The organism is Mesorhizobium sp. C268A (genome assembly GCF_040324475.1).
GTDB lineage: Bacteria > Pseudomonadota > Alphaproteobacteria > Rhizobiales > Rhizobiaceae > Mesorhizobium.
On the sequence record NZ_JAMYVX010000001.1, the window covers coordinates 987,304 to 1,007,253 of the forward strand.

At 64.0% G+C, this 19,950-nt stretch carries 20 protein-coding genes and 2 pseudogenes; 5 read left to right on the plus strand and 17 right to left on the minus strand.

Translation table 11 applies throughout. The features are described 5' to 3' along the window. The first annotated feature begins 72 nt into the window (after nucleotides 1–72). On the plus strand, nucleotides 73–333 hold the full coding sequence (locus NKL06_RS05035) for a hypothetical protein (protein WP_023684764.1): 261 nt from the start codon (nucleotides 73–75) through the stop codon (nucleotides 331–333). Nucleotides 334–640: 307 nt separating this feature from the next. Here the strand turns inward: NKL06_RS05035 and NKL06_RS05040 are convergent, their stop codons facing one another. The 5 genes and pseudogenes from NKL06_RS05040 to NKL06_RS05060 all read right to left on the minus strand — a co-directional run bounded on the left by NKL06_RS05040 (nucleotide 641) and on the right by NKL06_RS05060 (nucleotide 3,848). Beyond that, nucleotides 641–1,057, minus strand: a complete 417-nt coding sequence (locus NKL06_RS05040) for a type II toxin-antitoxin system VapC family toxin (RefSeq protein ID WP_023684763.1) — start codon at nucleotides 1,055–1,057, stop codon at nucleotides 641–643. Continuing rightward, nucleotides 1,054–1,308, minus strand: coding sequence for a FitA-like ribbon-helix-helix domain-containing protein (locus NKL06_RS05045; RefSeq protein ID WP_023670289.1), 255 nt, complete (start codon nucleotides 1,306–1,308; stop codon nucleotides 1,054–1,056). The genes NKL06_RS05040 and NKL06_RS05045 overlap by 4 nt, the downstream gene beginning before the upstream one ends. 123 nt (nucleotides 1,309–1,431) lie before the next feature. Further along, nucleotides 1,432–2,136 carry a DnaA regulatory inactivator HdaA gene (gene hdaA / locus NKL06_RS05050; protein ID WP_023693922.1) on the minus strand — a complete coding sequence of 235 codons (705 nt, stop codon included), beginning with the start codon at nucleotides 2,134–2,136 and terminating at the stop codon, nucleotides 1,432–1,434. A gap of 2 nt (nucleotides 2,137–2,138) precedes the next feature. Then, nucleotides 2,139–3,332, minus strand: coding sequence for an AI-2E family transporter (locus NKL06_RS05055; RefSeq protein WP_023684761.1), 1,194 nt, complete (start codon nucleotides 3,330–3,332; stop codon nucleotides 2,139–2,141). Further along, a pseudogene (locus NKL06_RS05060) lies at nucleotides 3,304–3,848 on the minus strand (CDP-alcohol phosphatidyltransferase family protein). The gene NKL06_RS05055 and the pseudogene NKL06_RS05060 overlap by 29 nt, the downstream one beginning before the upstream one ends. Before the next feature lie 187 nt (nucleotides 3,849–4,035). Between NKL06_RS05060 and purM the strand changes: the two are divergent. From purM to NKL06_RS05075, 3 genes are read left to right on the plus strand one after another with little or no spacing between them, the layout of a single operon-like run. Continuing rightward, nucleotides 4,036–5,115, plus strand: a complete 1,080-nt coding sequence (gene purM / locus NKL06_RS05065) for a phosphoribosylformylglycinamidine cyclo-ligase (RefSeq protein ID WP_023693923.1) — start codon at nucleotides 4,036–4,038, stop codon at nucleotides 5,113–5,115. Then, on the plus strand, nucleotides 5,112–5,819 hold the full coding sequence (gene purN, locus NKL06_RS05070; RefSeq protein WP_023693924.1) for a phosphoribosylglycinamide formyltransferase: 708 nt from the start codon (nucleotides 5,112–5,114) through the stop codon (nucleotides 5,817–5,819). Before purM ends, purN begins: the two co-directional genes overlap by 4 nt. Nucleotides 5,820–5,826: 7 nt before the next feature. Continuing rightward, on the plus strand, nucleotides 5,827–6,351 hold the full coding sequence (locus NKL06_RS05075; protein WP_023693925.1) for a SixA phosphatase family protein: 525 nt from the start codon (nucleotides 5,827–5,829) through the stop codon (nucleotides 6,349–6,351). Between the two features lie 192 nt (nucleotides 6,352–6,543). On the opposite strand, the gene NKL06_RS05080 is transcribed toward NKL06_RS05075, so the two are convergent. From NKL06_RS05080 to NKL06_RS05105, 6 genes are all read right to left on the minus strand, one after another. After that, nucleotides 6,544–6,777 carry a DUF680 domain-containing protein gene (locus NKL06_RS05080; RefSeq protein WP_023693926.1) on the minus strand — a complete coding sequence of 78 codons (234 nt, stop codon included), beginning with the start codon at nucleotides 6,775–6,777 and terminating at the stop codon, nucleotides 6,544–6,546. 235 nt (nucleotides 6,778–7,012) lie between these two features. Further along, entirely contained in the window at nucleotides 7,013–7,786 is a 774-nt protein-coding gene (gene dapB, locus NKL06_RS05085) for a 4-hydroxy-tetrahydrodipicolinate reductase (RefSeq protein ID WP_023693927.1), read from the minus strand. Between the two features lie 63 nt (nucleotides 7,787–7,849). Beyond that, complete coding sequence (gene speB / locus NKL06_RS05090; RefSeq protein WP_023693928.1) at nucleotides 7,850–8,653, minus strand: agmatinase; 804 nt, start codon at nucleotides 8,651–8,653, stop codon at nucleotides 7,850–7,852. Nucleotides 8,654–8,749: 96 nt separating this feature from the next. Continuing rightward, nucleotides 8,750–9,922 (minus strand): amidohydrolase, encoded by a 1,173-nt coding sequence (locus NKL06_RS05095; protein WP_023693929.1) that lies wholly within the window; start codon nucleotides 9,920–9,922, stop codon nucleotides 8,750–8,752. Continuing rightward, a complete protein-coding gene (locus NKL06_RS05100; protein ID WP_352580047.1) occupies nucleotides 9,895–11,160 on the minus strand; it encodes a Zn-dependent hydrolase in 1,266 nt (421 codons plus the stop codon). The genes NKL06_RS05095 and NKL06_RS05100 overlap by 28 nt, the downstream gene beginning before the upstream one ends. 2 nt (nucleotides 11,161–11,162) lie before the next feature. Continuing rightward, nucleotides 11,163–12,365: a diaminopropionate ammonia-lyase gene (locus NKL06_RS05105; RefSeq protein WP_023693931.1), complete on the minus strand. Its 1,203-nt coding sequence runs from the start codon at nucleotides 12,363–12,365 to the stop codon at nucleotides 11,163–11,165. A 103-nt stretch (nucleotides 12,366–12,468) separates the two neighbouring features. Here NKL06_RS05105 and NKL06_RS05110 point away from each other — a divergent pair. Beyond that, nucleotides 12,469–12,944: pseudogene (locus NKL06_RS05110) on the plus strand (Lrp/AsnC family transcriptional regulator). Between the two features lie 58 nt (nucleotides 12,945–13,002). Here NKL06_RS05110 and NKL06_RS05115 read toward each other — a convergent pair. The 6 genes from NKL06_RS05115 to NKL06_RS05140 all read right to left on the minus strand — a co-directional run bounded on the left by NKL06_RS05115 (nucleotide 13,003) and on the right by NKL06_RS05140 (nucleotide 19,937). Further along, a complete protein-coding gene (locus tag NKL06_RS05115) occupies nucleotides 13,003–15,111 on the minus strand; it encodes a molybdopterin-containing oxidoreductase family protein (protein WP_023693932.1) in 2,109 nt (702 codons plus the stop codon). Nucleotides 15,112–15,268: 157 nt separating this feature from the next. Further along, entirely contained in the window at nucleotides 15,269–17,146 is a 1,878-nt protein-coding gene (locus tag NKL06_RS05120; protein WP_023693933.1) for an ABC-F family ATP-binding cassette domain-containing protein, read from the minus strand. Nucleotides 17,147–17,281: 135 nt separating this feature from the next. Continuing rightward, the gene (locus NKL06_RS05125) at nucleotides 17,282–17,728 is read right to left on the minus strand and encodes a Ros/MucR family transcriptional regulator (protein ID WP_023670270.1); all 447 of its coding nucleotides are present in this window, start codon (nucleotides 17,726–17,728) and stop codon (nucleotides 17,282–17,284) included. Between the two features lie 167 nt (nucleotides 17,729–17,895). Next, nucleotides 17,896–18,129, minus strand: a complete 234-nt coding sequence (locus NKL06_RS05130; RefSeq protein WP_023684750.1) for a hypothetical protein — start codon at nucleotides 18,127–18,129, stop codon at nucleotides 17,896–17,898. After that, nucleotides 18,122–19,090: a DMT family transporter gene (locus NKL06_RS05135; protein ID WP_245267159.1), complete on the minus strand. Its 969-nt coding sequence runs from the start codon at nucleotides 19,088–19,090 to the stop codon at nucleotides 18,122–18,124. Before NKL06_RS05135 ends, NKL06_RS05130 begins: the two co-directional genes overlap by 8 nt. A gap of 13 nt (nucleotides 19,091–19,103) precedes the next feature. Beyond that, a complete protein-coding gene (locus NKL06_RS05140) occupies nucleotides 19,104–19,937 on the minus strand; it encodes a hypothetical protein (protein WP_023693935.1) in 834 nt (277 codons plus the stop codon). Nucleotides 19,938–19,950 lie beyond the last annotated feature (13 nt).

The following is a 19,950-nucleotide window of genomic DNA, read 5'->3' on the forward strand; positions in this document are numbered from 1 at the left end:
CATGTCGTTCTCTCAAAACCGGGACCACCTTGAGCGACATGCATTAGACTCCGGGCAAAGGGGAGATACTGGATGCTTGGTCTCGAGGCATGGCTTTCGCTGATTGGCCCTGCCTACTTCGCTTACATCGGCATCACGGTTCCGTTCGTCGTCGTCTGGGCCATTATCTGTGCAGCCCTGTGGATCTGGAACAACCGGCCGAGCAAGAGGCAAGGCCGTCCCCGCTCGTGGCCCGCCAGCGTGCTGTTCTTTGTCGTCGTCGCCGCGTGCTACGTGGCAGCGCATACGGTGGTCTATCTGCTGGTCCGGTATCTGGCGGCGTTGTGGCTATAGGGCACCCTCCCGGACACTCCGGTGACTGCTCCACGAAGGTAAGCTCGCCGGGCGAGAACCCCAATCATCACTCCCGGCGAGCCTACAACCCGATCAGGAACGCGACCAGGACCGGGGTCAGCCGGCAAGTTCCCAGGTGCAAAACGGATGCCAAATAATGTTTCCCGAAATGGGACAGCGGCCCTCATGCGGCGGTGGGCACGGAGAGATCGAGTGTATTCATTCGAACACGCTGTCGTCGCTGAAGAGGAAATCCTGCCGAAACGCATGTTCGCAGCTCGCGCTCTGGTCGGGCTGCCGTACCTGGTTACGGCTGCCAAGGATCGATGACAGGCACGCCGGCCGCGTGGAATGGCGCCGTGTCACGCGAGGCGACATGAAAGCCGTTTGCGGAGGCGATTGCCGCGATGTAGCCGTCGGGCACAGGAAACCCCTTGCCGGCTGCCCTCGCCTTCACTGCAAGTCGGGCATAGTGCCGGGCCGCCTCGGTATCGAAAGGCAGGATGCGGCGCTCAAACACGGCGCACACACCGGCGAAGGTTTCAGCGAGCGCAGCCTTGCGACGACCCGCCGGCATGGCCTCGATGCCGAACAGCACTTCGGCGAGCGTCACACTGGAGAGGTAAAGCGTTTCCTCGGCCTGGTCATCAAGCCAGGCCAACACAGCTTGATGCGGTTCGGGCTTCATGGCCTCCGAAACGACATTGGTATCGAGGAGGATCATTCGAACCCCAGCGGTTCGGCCGGCGCCTTGTCGCGAGCCTGCTCCAGGACCTCCACGTCTTCATTGGTCAGCCCGGCGCGTCGGGCAATGTCTGCCAGAACGGAGCCGAGTTTCACACGGCCGTCCGGCCGCACCGCGTTTTCCAGAATGTCGCGTATCTCGGCCTCGGTGCTGCGACCGTGCAAGGCCGCCCGTACACGCAGAGCTCGGTGGGTCGCTTCCGGAAGATTTCGGACGGTCACTGCAGGCATTGATATCGCTCCGATGTCATTGATTGAAAGTATCATATTATTTCAGGTGATGTCACCATGCATGTTTTGAAAACGTCGCACGGGCGGGATCGACAATCGCCGTCCAGGGAATTGCAGCAGGATCTAAACCTCGAACTCGCCCTGCCCTTCGTCCATTGCGCTGACGGTTTCGGCGGCGAGCGCCCGGGTGATCGGCGTCTTGCGCTCGAGCGCGGTGCGGTCGAGGCGCTCGACCACGCGCATGGCGGTGGCCAGCGAGCGCTCGATGCGGCGCACCAGATATTGCACGACATGCGGCTCGACCTCGACCTGGCGGTCGGCGAAGAGTTTGGTGATGACACCAGCCAAAAGCAAATCGTCCGGCTCATGGATCTCGACCGTTGCCGCCGCCTTCAGCCGCGAGGCGAGATCGGGCAACGTCACCCTCCAGGCGGCGGGGAAGCGCCGCGCCGTCAACAGCAAGGTGGCCCCGGCGCCGCGCACTTCATTGATGAGATGGAACAGGCCCGCCTCGTCGATGGCTGTCTTGTCGACATCGTCGATCAGCGCCGGCCTGCCGCCAAGCCCGGTGATGGCATTGCCGATGCGCTGGGTATCGACCGCCACAGCGTTGGCCCGCGCTTGCCAGATCGAACCCAGATGCGTCTTGCCGGAACCGGCCGGGCCGGCGAGCACGATCACCGGCGACGGCCAGTCCGGCCAGCGGTCGACAAGGGCTGCCGCCTCACGGTTGGTGGCCGACACCACCAGCGCGTCGCGCGAATAGCCGGTGCCGTGGCCAAGGTCGAGCGGCAGCTGGCGCGGCGGTTCGGTCTTTTGATCCGCCACGTTCAGCCGCGCGGCGAGCGGTGGCCGCCGCCGCGATCGGCGGGCAGCGGCGGGACGGGCTCGGTGGAGTGTCCCTTGTAGAGCGGCGATTCCAGGTAACGGGCAATGGCAAAGCGCACCAGCACGGCAACCGCCGCCGAAGCAGGAACAGCGATCAGCAGGCCGACGAAACCGAACAGGGCGCCGAAGGCAAACAGCGCAAACATCAGCCAGACCGGGTGCAGGCCGACGCTCTTTCCGACCAGCCTCGGCTGGAGGATGTTGCCCTCGATGAACTGGCCGATGAAGAACACCACCGCGACAGCAACGATCATGGTCCAGTCCGGCCAGAACTGGACGAAGGCGACGCCGACGGCCAGCACCAGCCCGGTCAGCGAGCCGACATAGGGAATGAAGGAGATCAGCCCGGCGAAGAGGCCGATCAGGATGGCGAAATTCAGCCCGGTCAGCGTCAGGCCAGTGGCATACATGCCGCCGAGCACCAGGCACAGCGTGCCCTGGCCGCGCACGAAGCCGGCGGTCGCGGTGTTGATGTCCCTGGAGATCGCCCTGACCGTCCCGACATAATCGCGCGGCACCCAGCTGTCGACGACCGCCACCATGCGATCCCAGTCGAGCAGCATGTAGAAAGCGACAACCGGAGTGACCACGAACAGGCTGACCACCGACACCAGAGCAACGCCGGAACTCCAGATCGAGGTGAAGACGGTGCTCAGCAGGCCGAAACCGGAAGTGAGCAGCGAATTCAGCCCGTCGCGCAGGCCATTGGCATTGACGCCGAATTTCTGCTCCAGCCATTTCGGATCGAAGCTGGTGATCAGCGACTGCAGCCGGGTCAGATATTCCGGCAGCTTGCTGGCGAAATCGGCCATCTGCGTGGCCAGTACCGGAACCAGGATGACGAAGGCCAGCACCAAAAGGACGATGAAGGCAATCAGGATGACCACCGTCGCCATCAGCCGGGAGAGGCCGAGGCGTTGCAGCCGGTCGGCGACCGGGTCGAGAAAATAGGCCAGCACCATGCCGGCAACGAACGGCAACAGGATGCTGGAGAAAATGTAGAGGAACAGCGCCAGGAAGATTGCCGTACCCAGCCAGAAGAAAATCTGGCGGCGAAACGCCAGGGACGCAGCCGCCTCTGCTAGCGCTGCAGTCGCGGCATTCTTGTCAACTACCCGGGGTGGAGCCTTCGCCATAGCCGCTCATATGCCTCAGCCAAGCCACGAGATAGGCCGCGGCCGAAGCCACGGTCAAGACCCCGGACAGCAATATGAGCGCAGGCCTGAGCGGGTAGAGGTGGAGGCCAAGGGCAAGTTCGCCCAGCACCACGGCCGCCAGCACGATCTGGGCGGCGGTGTTGGCCTTCGACACATAGAGCGGCTTCATCTCGACCGGATGCGCCATGACCGTGGACAAGAGCACGGCGCAGATGATCAGCGCATCGCGTGACACCATGGTCACCACCAGCCACAGCGGCAATTGCCCGATGAAGCCCATGACCACGAACACCGAGACCAGAAGCACCTTGTCGGCCATCGGATCGAGATAGGCGCCGAGTTCGAATGCTGGTTGAAGCGGCGGGCGATGAAGCCGTCGACGCCATCGGCAATTCCGGCAACGAGAAATCCGGCAAAGGCCCAGTCCCAGCGCATGTTCAGCATCGCCAGCACCAGCACGAAGCGCAGGATGGTGATGAGGTTGGGAATGGTCAAAGGCATGTCCCGCCATGCTTGTTCTGCAGATCGATGATGGAGATGGATTGTGGCTGCAAGGACCAGCGGTGAAGGGGCGACTGTCCACGTATTTATCTTGGGCAAAAGCCCGGTATCCTGTCGTCATCCTTGCCCCCCGAAACCATTCATGCGAAGAGCCGCCGAGGGAAACAGGGATGCGCCGACGATGAGCAAGGGCGACCGGGCCAAGCGCAAGAACGGGCTCACCTATGCCGAGGCGGGCGTCGACATCGATGCCGGCAACCTCATGGTCGAGAAGATCAAGCCGCTGGTGCGCGCGACGCGCCGGCCGGGCGCCGATGGCGAGATCGGCGGTTTTGGCGGCCTGTTCGACCTCAAGGCGGCGGGTTTCACGGATCCGGTGCTGGTCGCCGCCAATGACGGCGTCGGCACCAAGCTGAAGATCGCCATCGATGCCGGCAAGCACGACACGATCGGCATCGACCTCGTCGCCATGTGCGTCAACGACATCGTCGTGCAGGGCGCCGAGCCACTGTTCTTCCTCGACTATTTCGCCACCGGCAAGCTCGACCCCGACCAGGGGACGGCAATCGTCGGCGGCATAGCAATCGGCTGCCGACAGGCCGGCTGCGCGCTGATCGGCGGCGAGACCGCCGAAATGCCCGGCATGTATAACGACAAGGATTACGACCTTGCCGGCTTCGCCGTCGGTGCGGCCGAACGCGGCCAGTTGCTGCCGACCGACGATATTGTCGAAGGCGACGTGCTGCTTGGGCTGGCTTCCTCGGGCCTGCATTCGAATGGCTTTTCACTGGTGCGCCGTATCGTTGCCGTCAGCGGGCTTGCCTGGAGCGATCCGGCGCCGTTCAACGACGAAGCGACGCTGGCCGAGGCGCTGCTCGAGCCGACCCGCATCTATGTGAAGTCGGTCCTCAAGGCCATCCGCAACACGCATGGCATCAAGGCACTGGCCCATATCACCGGCGGCGGCTTTCCCGAAAACATTCCGCGCGTCCTGCCCAAGGACTTTTCCGCAGAACTCGATCTCAATGCCATCGATGTGCCGCCGGTGTTTTCCTGGCTGGCGAAGACTGGCGGCGTGGCGCCGGAGGAGATGATGCGCACCTTCAACTGCGGCATCGGCATGATCCTCGTCGTCGCCTCCGGCCAGGCGGCACAGGTCGCAGCCGTGCTGCAGGAGGCCGGCGAGACTGTGACGCCGATCGGCCGCATCGTTCCGCGCCGCGACGCCGGCGTCATCTATCGGGGCTCGATCGGCCTATGAGCAGGAAACGCACGGTTGTTCTGATCTCGGGACGCGGCTCGAACATGACGGCGCTGATCGCGGCGGCGAGCGACCCGGCCTATCCCGCCGAGATCGTTGGCGTCATTTCCGACCGGGCCAACGCCGCCGGCCTCGGCATCGCGGCCGCGCGCGGTATCCCGACCAAGGTCATCGTGCGCGCCGACCATGCCAGCAAGGAAGCCCATGATGCGGCGATCGACGCCGCGCTGATTGCGTTCAACGCCGAGATCGTGGCGCTGGCCGGCTATCTGCGCATTCTCTCCCGCGGCCTGGTCGAGAAGTGGCAAGGGCGCATGCTCAACATCCACCCTGCCCTGCTGCCGGCCTTCAAAGGGCTCGATACGCATGCGCGCGCCCTGCGCGCCGGCATTCGCATTCATGGCTGCACGGTGCATTTCGTCACATCAGAGATGGATGACGGCCCGATCATCGCGCAGGCAGCGGTGCCGGTGATGGTCGGCGACAACGAAGACACGCTGGCCGCCAGAGTGCTGAAGGCCGAGCACCGGCTTTATGCGCTGGCGCTCGGGCTGGTCGCTGACGGCAAGGCGCACATGGAAAGCGGTCGCACCGTGCTGGCACATTTCGCCGACGATGCCGAAAACGGAACTTCCGTGGTGATGGCGCCCGACCCGCTGCGCGAAGAACGCGATCTCGAACATCTGGCGCGGATCACGCCGTAGGCCGACATTGGCGACACCGAGACAATTGCTCCTGCTGCGCCACGCCAAGTCGAGCTGGGACGACCCGGCGCTTGCTGATTTCGACCGGCCGCTCGGGCCGCGCGGGCTGAAGACGGCGCCGCTGATGGGGCGCGAACTGGCCCGGCGCAGTTGGCTGCCTGACCTGGCGCTGGTGTCGCCGGCGCTGCGCACGCGCGAGACATGGCGGCTGGTCTCGGCGGAACTTTCGGCGAGCGTAACGGTGGAGTTCGCCGAGGCGCTTTTCGAAGCCACGGCTGGCGACATTCTGGCCGAGGTGCAGCAGGCAGTCGCATCGGCTAGCTGTCTCCTGGTGCTCGGCCATAATCCCGGCCTGGAGGACTTTGCCCGCCGGCTCGCCGGTCCGCGATCGGGTGTGGCTGCTCTAAGGAAACTTGAAGAGAAACTCCCGACCGGCGCCCTTGCCCGCTTTGTCATCGACGGCGATTGGGCGGATCTCGGCTTCGGCGCGGCCCGGTTGACGCATTGCATCAAGCCGAAGGATATAAGCTAGACCAAGCTGCCTAACGGGCTAGCCGCAGGTGACAGCCGCAAACCGAGTTTTGAAAAGACCACGGTCAAACAAGGAGATAGGACCCGCTGCTGGCGGATTGATTCAAGATCTTTGCGGCCCGAGTCGATTGCATAAAACCAAGAGCGGTGGGCCAGGCCCACCGCTCTTTGTGGTCGTCGATTTCTCAGAAAATCAACGACCCCATATGCCCTGGCCGGATTCCGGCTGGTTCGAGTCGCCCTTGATCGTGAAATCGCCGAGGCTGGCCGGCTTGCGGATCGAGGCGGTATAACGGTGATCGATGTTGCCGGCGGGCGCTGTCACAGCAGGCTGGTTGACGCCGTCGGAGCCGTAGTGGTCGCTGCCTGCGAAAGCGGTGCCGGTGGCAAGGAGGATGGCAGCAGCGGTAAGTGCGATCTTGGTCATTTCAGGTAATCCAGATTTTTCAGTTCTGTCCGTCAAGTGGCGTGCCTTGGGAGGAATTCGCGTCGCTCGGACCACCCCGAAATGGGTGTGCGTTGCTGCCATTGCCAATCACAAAAATGTGCGAACCGAACCGTTCGGTTCGGTTTGGGAAGGCGCGAAATGGCGTAGTTGTGCTATATTCTATTCTCTAGGCGGTTCCGACCTCGCAACGCCCTCGTTGCGTTACCATTGCATCTCAAAAGGCCGTGAACCCCAGTACGTCGCGCATGTCGTATTCGCCGGGCGGCCGGCCAGAGACCCAGCGTGCTGCCGCAATGGCGCCGCGCGCGAACATCGAGCGGTCGCCGGCTGAATGCGAGAGCGTAAGCGTTTCGCCCTCACCGAGGAAGCTCACGCTGTGCTCGCCGACGATGCTGCCGCCGCGCAGCACGGCAAAGCCGATCTCGCCGGCAGGGCGTGGACCTGTAACGCCGTCGCGGATGCGTTTCGCCACATCGTCCAGCCTGACGCCATGTCCGCGAGCGGCCGCCTCGCCCAGCATCAGCGCCGTGCCCGACGGTGCGTCGACCTTCATGCGGTGATGCGCTTCCAGGATCTCGATGTCGGTGGCGGGACCAAGTGCTCGCGCCGCCTGTTCGACCAGCCCAGCCAGCATGTTGAGCCCCAGCGAGTAGCTGCCTGAGCGAACGATGGCGACGGACTTCGAAGCAGCAGCGATGGCGGCGAGATCGGCAGGTCCGAAGCCGGTCGAGCCGATGACCAGCGCCGGGCCGCCGCGGGCCGCGCAAGTCTTCGCCAATTCGATGGAGGCCGCAGGCGTGGTGAAATCGATGACGACGTCCGCAAGCGCCAGTGCTTCGTCGCGCTCGACCAGCCCCTCGCCGGCGCTGCCCGGCCTGTGAAAGCGGGCGACGAGCGCCAGCCTGGGATCGGTCTCGACGGCCAGCGCCATCTCCCTGCCCATGCGGCCGAGCGCACCGGCTATGGCTATTTTCAATGGATGCTGCATGGCGGCTTTCACTGGAAATGCGAGTCGCAACAATGATCTACCATGCCGCCCTGCCAGATTGATTCAGCCGGCGCCATGCGTCTTGAGCATCATGCCGGCGATCTCCTTGACCAGCTTGGCGGCAACCAGCGCGGTGAGATTGGAGACGTCCTGGCTTGCATTGTATTCGACGACATCGGCGCCGACGATGGGCTGGTCGATCCGCTGGATCAGGTTGATCACTTGCCGGGTTGTAAGACCACCGGGCTCGCGGTGCGACACGCCGGGCGCACAAGCCGGGTCGAGGCCGTCGAGATCGACCGAGAGATAGACCGGCGTCTTGAGATCGAGCTGCAGATCCTCGCTGAAATGCCGCGCCTCGATCATTTCGACGCCGAAGCGCTTGAGCTGGTCACGAAGCTCATCATTGAGGGTGCGCGAGCCGATCTGGATCAGCCGGTCGGCCAGCCCCTCCTCCAGGATGCGCGCGAAGGACGAGGTGTGGGACCGCCTGTTGCCCTGATAGGCATCGTAGATGTCGGGATGGGCGTCGATCTGGACGATCGTTAGCCTGGCATGGCGGCGGCGCACGGCACGCAGCACCGGCCAGGCGATGGCATGATCGCCACCGAGGCTGATCAACGGGTGGCCGGCATCCAGCGCGCGGCCGACCTCGGCCTCGATCCGCTCCCATGGACCGCCGGCGCCTGAAAAGTCGATGTCGCCGTGGTCGACGAAACTGTCCGCCACATCGAAGCCGGTTTCGCTCCACGAGCTGTGCGCGTCGCTTTTGAGTTCCCGCCGGATCAGGGCCGGCGCTGCGGCCGCGCCCTTGAGATAGGACGAGTTCTCGTCATGCGGTATTCCCAGAAGCGAAACCCTGGTCATCGGCGTGCGATCTCCGGCAACAGGCAATCTCCCTAAACCCGGCAACTGGCTGGCGATAGCAGTGCCGCTTGGGCCAGTTGCGAAGGCGATCAGGCGTCATTTCCCGATCGCGCCGCCCAGTCTTTGCCTGACGATCGCGATATGGAAATCCGTGCCGTGCAACAGCCCGTCATCGTTGAAGTCGTAGCTGGAATTGTGCAGCGGCGGCGAGGTCTCGCCATTGCCGAGAAAGACGAAGCAGCCCGGTACGTGATCGAGGAAGCGGGCGAAATCCTCCGAGGCGGTCATCGGCTCCGCCGCGATGCTGGCGGCGCCATAGGCCAGCACGCGCCTTGCGGCGACAAAGGCCGCGTCCACCAGGTCGGCATCGTTCTGCAGCGGCACGAATTCCCTGCTATAGGTCACGTCGGCGGTGACATTGTAGGCAGCGGCGGTGCCTGCCGCGATGACCCGCATCTGGCGCTCGATCTCGGCGCTGACCTCGGGACGAAAACTGCGGGCGTCACCGAGGATGCAGGCGAGGCCGGGCAATGCGTTGCGGGTGCCGTCGGTGATCAGCTCGGTCACCGAAACCACCGAAATGTCGGCGGGACTCAGCCGGCGCGAGACGATGGTCTGCAGATTGGTGACCAGCGCGCAGGCGGCGACCAAGGTCTCGTTCCCGGAATGTGGCCGCGCCGCATGGCCGCCGATGCCCTTGAGCACGATCTCGAAATTGTCCTCCGCCGACATGAACGGGCCGGCACGGGTCTCGAAATGCCCGACGGGCAGGCCAGGCATGTTGTGCAGGCCAAAAATCTCGTCGAAGGGAAAGCGCTGCAGCAGCCCGTCGTCCAGCATCGCCAGCGCGCCCCTGCCCCATTCCTCGGCGGGCTGGAAGATGAAGCGCACGGTGCCGTCGAAACCGCCCTCGGCGGCCAGCAGCTTTGCCGCGCCGAGCAGCATGGTGGTGTGGCCGTCATGGCCGCAGGCATGCATGATGCCGGGGTTCTGCGAGCGATGGGCGGTCGCGGACTGCTCGGTGATGCGCAGCGCATCCATGTCGGCCCTGAGCGCAATCGCCCGGTTGCCGCTGCCGCGCTTCAATGTGCCAACGACGCCGGTGCCGCCGACCCCCTCTGCAACATCGTCCAGCCCGAATTCGCGCAGCTTCGCGGCGACAAAGGCAGCGGTGCGCTTTTCCTCAAAGCCGAACTCGGGGTGCGCGTGCAAATCGCGCCGCCAGCCGGTCATTTCCTGCTTCAGCACATCACGATCGAGCTCAGCCATTTTCTCCCCGACCTATTTGCAAGCTCACTGGCGACATCAAGCAGGATGTTGGCGCCGGCGACAAGCTCGGCATCTTCAGTGTGTTCGCGCGGATTGTGGCTGATGCCACCGGCGCTCGGCACGAAGATCATTGCCGCCGGCGCGAGGCGGGCCATCATCTGCGCGTCATGGCCGGCGCCCGATGTCATGCGCCTGACGCCGAGACCGCGGTTCTTCGCGGCCGCCTCGATCAGTTCGACGATGCCGATGTCGAATAGCACCGGTTCGAAGCGGGCGAGCCGCTCGACCGAGATCGATACGTTCTCCAAAACCTCAAGCTCCTCGAGATAGGCAGCAAGGGCCGCCTCATGCGCCTGCAAGCGCTGTTCGTCGGGATCGCGCAGGTCGATGGTGAAGACGGCGCGCGCGGGAATGACGTTGATGGCGTTGGGTTCGAAGCGCATCGTGCCGACCGTGGCCACGGTTGGCCCATTCGAAGCCCTGGCCCGATCGTGCAGGAAGGTGATGATGCGGGCGGCGGCGTGGCCGGCGTCGCTGCGCATCGACATCGGCGTGGTGCCGGCATGGTTGGCGGCGCCGTCGATGGTGATGCGCTGCCAGGAAATGCCTTGCAGATTCTCGACCGCGCCGATCGGCACGCCTTCACGCTCCAGCACCGGCCCCTGCTCGATATGAAGTTCGAGATAGGCATGCGGCTTGAGGAAGCCGGGTTCGCGGTCGCCGGCATAGCCGATGCGGGCGAGCTCCTGGCCGAGCACGCTGCCATCCGTGCCGATGGCGGCCAGCACGGCCTCGGCGCTGACGCCACCGGCATGGCATAGCGAGCCCATCATGTCAGGCGTGTAGCGCACGCCTTCCTCATTGGTGAAAGCGGCGACCGCGACCGGGCGCGACGGCGAAAAGCCCGAAGCCTGCAGCGTCTCGATCACCTCCAGCCCGGCCAGCACGCCGTAGCAGCCATCATAGATGCCGGCATCGATAACGGTGTCGATATGCGAACCGATGAGCAGCGGCGCCTGCCCGGCATTGTCGGGGCTTTGCCAGATGCCGAAGATATTACCGACCCGGTCGATGGCGACTCCCAGCCTGGCCTGCCTGAGCCAGCCGACAAAGAGGTCACGGCCCTGTTTGTCTGTGTCGGAGGCGGCGAGCCGGATCAGCCTATCCTCACTGTCGCGGCCAACGGCGGCGAGTTCCCGGATGCGGCCAAGCAGACGCTGTGCATCGATCCCGATCATGGCTATGCCTCGGCCTTCAGCTTGCCGGCCAGCACATCGGCGGGGCTCTGCCCGACCAGCTCGGTATAGCGGTGCGGGTCTGTGGCGCCTTCGGTGTTGATTACAAGCACGCGGGATTTGTCGTCGAACCCGAGAGCGGCCTTGTGGTCGGCCACCGCCCGGATCAGCCCGGCCAGACCGACGCCGCCGCTTTCGCCGGCGACGATCACTGGATCATTGCCAGCCGGCCGTGCCAGCCGCCGCATCACCGCGACCGCCTCCTCCTCATCCACCGTCATGAAGGCATCGGCAACCCGCGCCAGAACGCGCCAGGCAACTTGCGAGGCCTCGTAGCATTCGAGCATCGCCATCACCGTCGGCTGATCGTGTGCGACCTTGACCACGTGGCCCGCCCGGGCGGCTGCGACAACGCAGGCGGCGCGGGCTGGCTCGACGACGATGAAGGTCGGCCTGGCGTCACCGAGCACGATGGCGAGATGGCCGGCCAGGGCGGCGGCAATGCCGCCGACACCGGCCTGCACGAAGACATGGGTCGGCGGCTGCGGCAACTGGCGCAAGGCTTCGCGCACGATCGCCGTATAGCCCTGCATGACCAGGCCCGGGATGCGCTCATAGCCCGGCCAGGAGGTGTCGGACACCACGGTCCAGCCTTGCTCAGCTGAAACCTCGGCGGCCTGGCTGACCGAGTCGTCATAATTGCCGTCGACGCGGATCATCTCGGCGCCATAGCGGGCTATTGCTGCAATGCGCGCCTCGCTGACGCCGGCGTGAACGAAGATTGCCGCTTTCGCGCCAACCAACTGTGCACCTTGCGCGACCGAGCGGCCGTGATTGCCGTCGGTGGCGCAGGCAACCGTCATGCCGGCAGCGACCGCCCGGACGTCGAACCGGTTGAGATCGGCCACGTCAACGGGCCGACCAAGCGATCGGCTCGCCTCCTCCAGCACCAGTCGAAAAACGGCATAGGCGCCGCCGAGCGCCTTGAAACTGCCGAGACCGAGGCGAAAGCCTTCATCCTTGATGTGGACGGCGCCGAGGCCGAGTTCGCCGGCCAGCGTCGGCAATGCATGCAACGGAGTTGCCAGGTGATTGTCGCGATGGGCAAGAAAGCGCTCGACCGTATCGGCACCGGCATTCCCCAGCGTTTCGGCATCGACCGGATCGAGCGGCCGGCGGTGCAAGGCATTGCTGTTGAGCAGGAACACGGGTGGCCTCCTTTGGGTGTGACGAAATCATATTGCAGCCGAGGCGCAAATAGCGCTGTTATTGGCGCTTCGAAATGCAAGTTTGTTTCGCCAGGATAGCGCTTTGCCTCGATCGCCTTCGCTCGACAGTTTCGACCTCGCCATCCTTGCCATCCTGCAGCGGGACAACACGACGCCGCAGCGGCTGATCGGCGAAGCCGTCAACCTGTCGGCGCCGGCGGTGCAGCGGCGCATCAAGCGCATGGCGCAGTCCGGCGTCATTGCCGGCAACGTCGCTGTCATCAACCCCGTTGTGGTCGGCCAGCCCATCACCATTTTCGTCGAGGTCGAACTGGAGAGCGAACGCTCGGACCTGATCGACGCGGCCAAGCGGCAATTCTCGGCAGAGCCCGAAGTGCAGCAATGCTACTACGTCACCGGCGAGGCCGACTTCATCCTAGTCATCACCGCGGCCGACATGGGGGCCTATGAGGCCCTGACGCGCAGACTGTTCTTCGACAGCAAGAATGTCCGAAATTCCGCACCTTCGTTGCCATGGACCGTGTCAAGGTGGGGCTGACGGTGCCTCTGCCGGGATAGCCAGTCTCTTTTCCGCAATTCCGGACGGAAAACCGCTCACACTTTTCCTGGAATTGCTTTAGCCCGCCGGCCGCAGCCAGACCTTGTTGTCGTGGAAGGCCGCACCGCCATAGGGCGCTGGTGCGTCGGCGCCGGTGAGCACATTGATGCCTTCGCCACGCTCATGCGCGCTGTTTGGCCAGATGCCCTCGGCGATCACCACGCCGCGCTTGATGCCATCGAACAGCTTTGCGTGCAGCACCACCTCGCCGCGCCGGTTGCCGACCTCGATACGGTCGCCGTCGTCCAAGCCAAGCGCGGCAGCGTCGTCCGGATGCAACAACAATTCCGGCCGGCCTTCCTTGGCCTTCGACACCGGTGTCTCGGCGAATGTCGAATTGAGGAAGTTGCGCGCCGGTGATGTCGTCAGCCGGAACGGATGCTCCGCATCCGCGACCTCGATCAGGTCGACATGGTCGGGGAATTCCGGGAGCTCCGCCACCGGCCCGAACAGGCCCATGCTTTTCGGCGGCCGGTTGGGCGCCGCCTGCCCGCTCCAGTTGGCGCGGAAGTGAAATTTCTTGTCGGCATGGCCGAAACCATCGATGAAATGCGCCGCCTCGAAACCCGGCTGCAGGTCGACCCATTTGTCTTCCTTGAGGCTGGCGAAGGAGCCCAGCCCGCGCTTGCCGAGGATGATGTCGATATGCTGCTGCTCGGTCAGGCCAAAGCCCGGCCGGTCGGCGACGCCGAGACGCTGCGCCAATTGCTCGATGACGAAATGGTTGGTGCGCGGCCCTTCCGGCGGTTCGATCAGCTTGGGACCGAGCGTGATGTGCTGGTTGCCACCGCCCTTGTAGACGTCGTCATGCTCGAGAAACATCGTTGCCGGCAAAACGACATCGGCGAGCTTTGCCGTGTCGGTCATGAACTGCTCGTGCACGCAGGTGAACAAGTCGTCACGCAGGAAACCCTGCTTCACCAGCCGCTGCTCGGGCGCGACATTCACCGGGTTGGTGTTCTGGATCAGCATCGCCGTCACCGGCGGGCCGCCATAGAGCGAGTCCGCTGCACCGGTCAGCACCGGGCCGATGCGCGACTGGTCGAGATGGCGAATATTGGGATCGCGCATCGCGGCGCCTTCCAGCACATCCTGGTTGAGCTTGAAGATGCCGGAATTGGAATGGAAGGCACCGCCACCCTCATATTGCCAGGCGCCGGTGACGGCGGCGATGCAGGATGCCGCGTGCATGTTGACCGCGCCGTTGCGCTGGCGGGCAAAGCCATAGCCGAGGCGGAAATAGGTTTTCCTCGTCGAGCCGACGAGGCGTGCGAAAGCCTCGATCTCGGTGACGGCAAGACCGGTGATGGCGGAAGCCCATCCCGGCGTGCGCGTCTCCAGGTGCGCTTCCAGCCCCTTCGGATCGTCGGTGTATCTTTCGAGATAGGCGCGGTCGGCCATGCCTTCCCTGAACAGCACATGCATGACCGCGCAGGCCAGCGCGCCATCGGTGCCGGGCTTCAGCACAAGGCCCATATCGGCCTGCTTCATCGTCGCGTTCTCGTAGACGTCGATAACGACGATCCTGGCGCCACGCTCCTTCCGCGCCTTGATGGCGTGGGTCATGACATTGACCTGCGTGACCACGGCATTGGTGCCCCAGATCACCACGCAGTCGGACTTCGCCATCTCGCGCGGATCGGGACCGCGCAAGGCGCCCGCTCCCATCATCCAGCCGGTCCAGGCCAGATTGGTGCAGATCGAGCCGAAGAAGCCGGAGTATTTTTTTGCATGGCGCAGCCGGTCGATGCCGTCGCGCTGCACCAGCCCCATCGTGCCGGCATAGAAATAAGGCCAGACGGTCTCGGAGCCGTATTTTTCCTCGGCCGCGATGAATTTCTCGGCGACGACGTCGAGTGCCGCTTCCCAGCTGGATTCCTTCCAGACGCCGTCGCCCTTGGCGCCGGCGCGCATCAGCGGCTTCAGCAGCCGGTCGGGATGGTGGACACGGTCGGCATAGCGCGCGACCTTGGCGCAGACCACACCAGCCGTATACGTATTGGACTTGGCGCCATGGACACGGCCGATGCGGTTGCCATCGAGCAGTTCGACCTCGAGCGCGCAGGTCGAAGGGCAATCATGCGGACAGGCGGAGTGGCCGATTCTGAGCTTGGCGTGCTGGTTCATGCGGCGTTTTTAGCGGGTTTCGCGGGCGGCGTGTAGGGCCAGATCTTACCCTCCCCTTGATGGGGAGGGTCGGCGCGCAGCGACGGGATGGGGTGCGGCGCGGACCCCACCCCGCTCCGCTTCGCGGATCGACCCTCCCCACAACGGGGGAGGGTAATCACTCCGCCGTGCCTTCCTCATACTCGGCCGACATGGTCAGCCACTTCTCCTCGTGGCCGGCAAGCTGCTGGGCCAGTTGCGAGCGCTCCTTGGCGAGCCTCGTCGCCGTCGACGGATCCTTTTCGTACACCGCCGGATTGGCGAGTTCATCCTCGATCAGGTCGATGCGCTTGCGGATGCGGTCCATCAGCGCTTCGGTGGCGCGGATTTCCTTGGCCAGCGGCTCGAAGGCGGCGCGGCGCGCCGCGGCATCGCGGCGGCGATCGGCCTTGGATGCCTTCTCGGCCTCGCGTTTGCCGCGTCGGTCGCCGGACACGCCGGTGACCAGCGTCTTGTAGTCCTCAAGGTCACCGTCATACGGGTTGACCGCCCCGTCCTTGACCAGCCACAGCCGGTCGGCGGTCGCTTCCAGCAGATGGCGGTCATGCGAGATCAGGATGACGGCGCCGGGAAACTCGTTCAGCGCATGGATCAAGGACTCGCGGCTGTCGATGTCCAAATGGTTGGTCGGTTCGTCGAGGATGAACAAGTTTGGCCCCTCAAAGGCCGACAGGCCCATCAGCAGGCGCGCCTTCTCGCCGCCGGACAGGTCCTTGGCGGCGGTGTTCATCTTCTCGGTGGTGAGACCGAACTGGGCGACGCGGCCACGTACCTTGGATTCCGGCGCCTCCGGCATCAGCCGGCGGACATGCTCATAGGCGTTTTCATCCGGGCGTAGGTCGTCGAGTTGGTGCTGGGCGAAGATCGCCACCTTCAGGCCCGGCGCCACCGTCATGGTGCCGCTCTCCTGCTTCAACCGGCCCGACAGAAGCTTGGCGAAGGTCGACTTGCCGTTGCCGTTGGCGCCGAGCAGCGCGATGCGGTCGTCGGCATCGATGCGCAACGTCATCTTCTTCAGGATCGGCTGGCCTTCGGTATAGCCGACATTGACGTTGTTCAGCGCCACGATCGGCGACGCCACCGTTTTCACCGGTTCGGGGAAAGAGAACGGCCGCACCGTGTCGTTCACGATCGCCGCGATCGGCTTCATCTTCTCCAGCGCCTTGATGCGCGACTGCGCCTGTCTCGCCTTCGAAGCCTTGGCGCGGAAGCGTTCGACGAAGGACTCCATGTGTTTGCGCGCGGCTTCCTGCTTGACACGGCCCTTCTCCTGCAACTCCTTCTGCTCGGTGTACTGGCGCTCGAACTGGTCGTAGCCGCCGCGCCAGAAGGTCAGCTTCTTCTGGTCGAGATGAACGATGGAATTGACGGCGCGGTTGAGCAGGTCGCGATCGTGCGAGATCAGAAGCACCGTGTGCGGATATTTCGACACGTAGTTTTCCAACCAAAGCGTGCCTTCGAGATCGAGATAGTTGGTCGGCTCGTCAAGCAGCAGAAGGTCGGGCTCGGCAAACAGCACCGCGGCGAGCGCCACACGCATGCGCCAGCCGCCGGAGAAGGACGAGGCCGGGCGGCGCTGCGCGGCGTCGTCGAAGCCAAGGCCGGCAAGGATGGTGGCCGCGCGGGATTCCGCCGAATGCGCATCGATATCCGCCAGCCGCATATGGATATCGGCAATGCGGTGCGCGTCGGTGGCGGTCTTTTCCTCCTCGAGCAGCGCGGTGCGCTCAAGATCGGCCTTGAGCACGATCTCGATCAGCGGCTCCTCGGTGCCGGGCGCTTCCTGCGCCACCTGGCCGATGCGGGTGTTTTTGGGCAGGCTGATCGAGCCGGTCTCGGAGGGAAAGTCGCCGGTGATGGCCTTGAACAGCGTGGTCTTGCCGGTGCCGTTGCGGCCGACGAGGCCAGCCTTGGTGCCGGCCGGCAAGGTCAGCGAGGCGTGATCGAGAAGCAAGCGTCCGGCCATGCGGAGCGAGAGGTCGTTGATGATAAGCATGCCGGGGCTTTTGCACGGGAGGGCGGCGCTTCGCAAGGGCCTGGGCGTCGGCGGGGGCATAAGGCATGAAAACGGCGCGCCTTAAGCGCGCCGTCCATTGCAAACAGCAGACTGACTTTTCAGAGGCTGCCTGGTTCAGGCTTTGGGTTTGCGCTTCGTCACCTTGGCCGCGGCAGCCGGAACGGCCGGCTTGCGGCCGAGGCCCGAGGACTTGGCCAGTGCCGAACGGGTCGCGGAGTAGTTCGGCGCCACCATCGGATAGTCCGACGGCAAGCCCCATTTGCCACGATATTCCTCCGGGCTGAGACCATGGTCGGTCATCAGGTGCCGCTTCAGCGACTTGAATTTCTTGCCGTCCTCAAGACAGACGATGTGATCGGGAAACACCGACCGCTTCGGATTGACAGCGGGGTTCAGCGCGGGGCTTTCCACGGCGGCAATGCTGCCCAACTTGCGCACCGATGCGCTGACGCTGGCGATCAGATCCGGCAGGCCGGACGCAGGGAGAGGATTGTTGCCGACATAGGCCGAGACGATGTCAGCAGTCAGTTCAATAGCGGTCTTGCTGTCGATGGTGTGCAATTCTGTTTCTCCCGCCGGTCATGAAGTTGCCGGCTTTTTTTAAGACTTCTCTTGATGTATCGACCTAGCTGCACCCCCCAACGGGTCGCTAAAGTCTCAATAAACGATCAAGAATCGGAACAGGAGGATGTTTCCACAACAGGTTGCAACGTTGCAAATTAGAAAATCTAATACTTGGAAACGGCCGACTTCGCGCCAGCAGATTTCAACTGCACGGACGCCGCAGGTTTAGAGTCGGCCAGTATGTCCAGAATGCGCTTCCAGCGGGCGCACCGGCCGAAATCTTTTTGCTCTATCGCCTTTTCGGCCTTCATGGCGGCGTAGAGCGGCGCCTCGGCGCCGAACTCCTTGAGCAGCCAGAATGCTTCCTGTCTGGCGAGGCGTTCATCGTCGTCAAGCATGTTCAGCCTCCGAGCGTTCTATGCCCACCGCAATACAGCTGCCGATGACGAGGACCGCACCGGCTATCGCGGTCAGCGTCAGCCTTTCGCCCGAAAGTGTCAGCAGCAGCGTCGATGCGATCGGGGTCAGATAGGCGATGACCGCAACCTTGCCGCCGCCTTCAAGCTTCAAGGCGCGCGACCAGAAATAATATCCCAGCCCCATCGGGCCGGCACCGAGATAGAGGCCAAGCAGGAGGTGCACGCTGGATGGCCAGGCAGCGCCGTCGTGAATACACCACAGCAAGGTCAGGCCGACGCCGACCAACGCCGAAGGCAAAAGCAAACGCTCCGACGGTGTGGCCAGGCGGGCGACCGCAATCGAATAGAAGGCCATGCACAGCGCCGAGCCGAAGGCAGCGAGATAGCCGACGATGCTGCCTTGGAGAAAAGGCTGGCCGCGACCACCCGAGATCACCAGCGCCACGCCGACAAAGCCGAGCACGGCAGTCAACCCCAGCAGCACGGGGCGTTGCCGCTTGCCCAGCACGATGACCGCCGCCGCGACCATCAGCGGCCAGGTGTAGGCGACGAGATTGGCCTCGATCACCGGCATGGAGGCAAAGGCGATGTATTGCAGCACCATGGTGCCGACCAGGCCAATAAAGCCGACCGCGACCGGCGCCAGGGTGCCGTCAGCACCCTTGGAAAAGGCTGCGTCTTGCGTGTCCCCCTTCCGGCTCGCCAGATGGATGACGGCGAACACCAGAGCCGCTCCACAAAATTGCAGCAACTGCACGAGCGACACTGGATGGCTGGCCAGCAGGGATTTGCCGACCAGCGCGTTGGTCGACCACAGGGCGACCGCGCCGGCGGCGAAGACCAGGGCCGATGGCGAGCCGGATCCATCCCGGAATCGGCGCGACGGTGCCTTGTCCTCATCGCCGACCATGATGTTACCGACGACCAAACCGGCGTCCACTTCTATGCCCTGGCTACCATGAATCCCTTGACCCGCCCGGGACCGGCGCATCGGCCGCCGCCGCAACCGGACGTTCTTCCTCGAAGCGGCGATAGGCCGGCAGCTGGTTCGTCCAGACGTCTTCGGCCAGTTCGTTGACCCATTCGCGATCGTGATCATTATCGGCTGCGAGATAGAACATGCGATTGTCGTCGACATAGGGCTTGGCCACAGAGCGCTGGTTGAGGACCAGCGTGACGCGCGAGCCGAGCTGGATCGGCGCGGTCCGGTGCAGCACACCGAGAAATTGGCCGAGTGTGGCGTAGTTCATCTTGTGGTCGATGCGCATGACCTGGTTGCGCGGAATCTCGCGGCCGGATTCAAGGATGGCGCGGCCGGTCTCGGAATCGTCGCAGTAGATTTCGAGATGGCCGCCGACCAGCGGATTGCTGATCGACAGCGGAATGAGTTCGGTGACCGGGACACCGTCGCAATGCCAATCGACGGCGCCGTCCTTGGGATTCATGAAAGTGACGGTCGAGCCGACGATCGACAGCGGATAGGGCTCGAGCTTGGTGCCCATCATGTCGGACAGACGTTCCAGGCGCAGCTTGTCATGCAGCAGTTCCTTGATCTCCGGGATAAAACGGTCGGCGCCGGTGATGAAGGTAAGGTCGAGGTGCTTGTGCACGGCGTGGCTGGCCTTGAGCTTCAACGCCGCCTCTTCGATCACCGCCAGCAGCGCCGGGTCGTAGCCATGCAGATACTGCGCAACGCCGAAACCCGACACTTTCCAGGCCGTCTCATGGCCGATAATGGCTTCTCGGCTCATCGCGTAGCGCAGTTCAGGTATGGTATGGGCGTTCATTCTACTTCTCCAG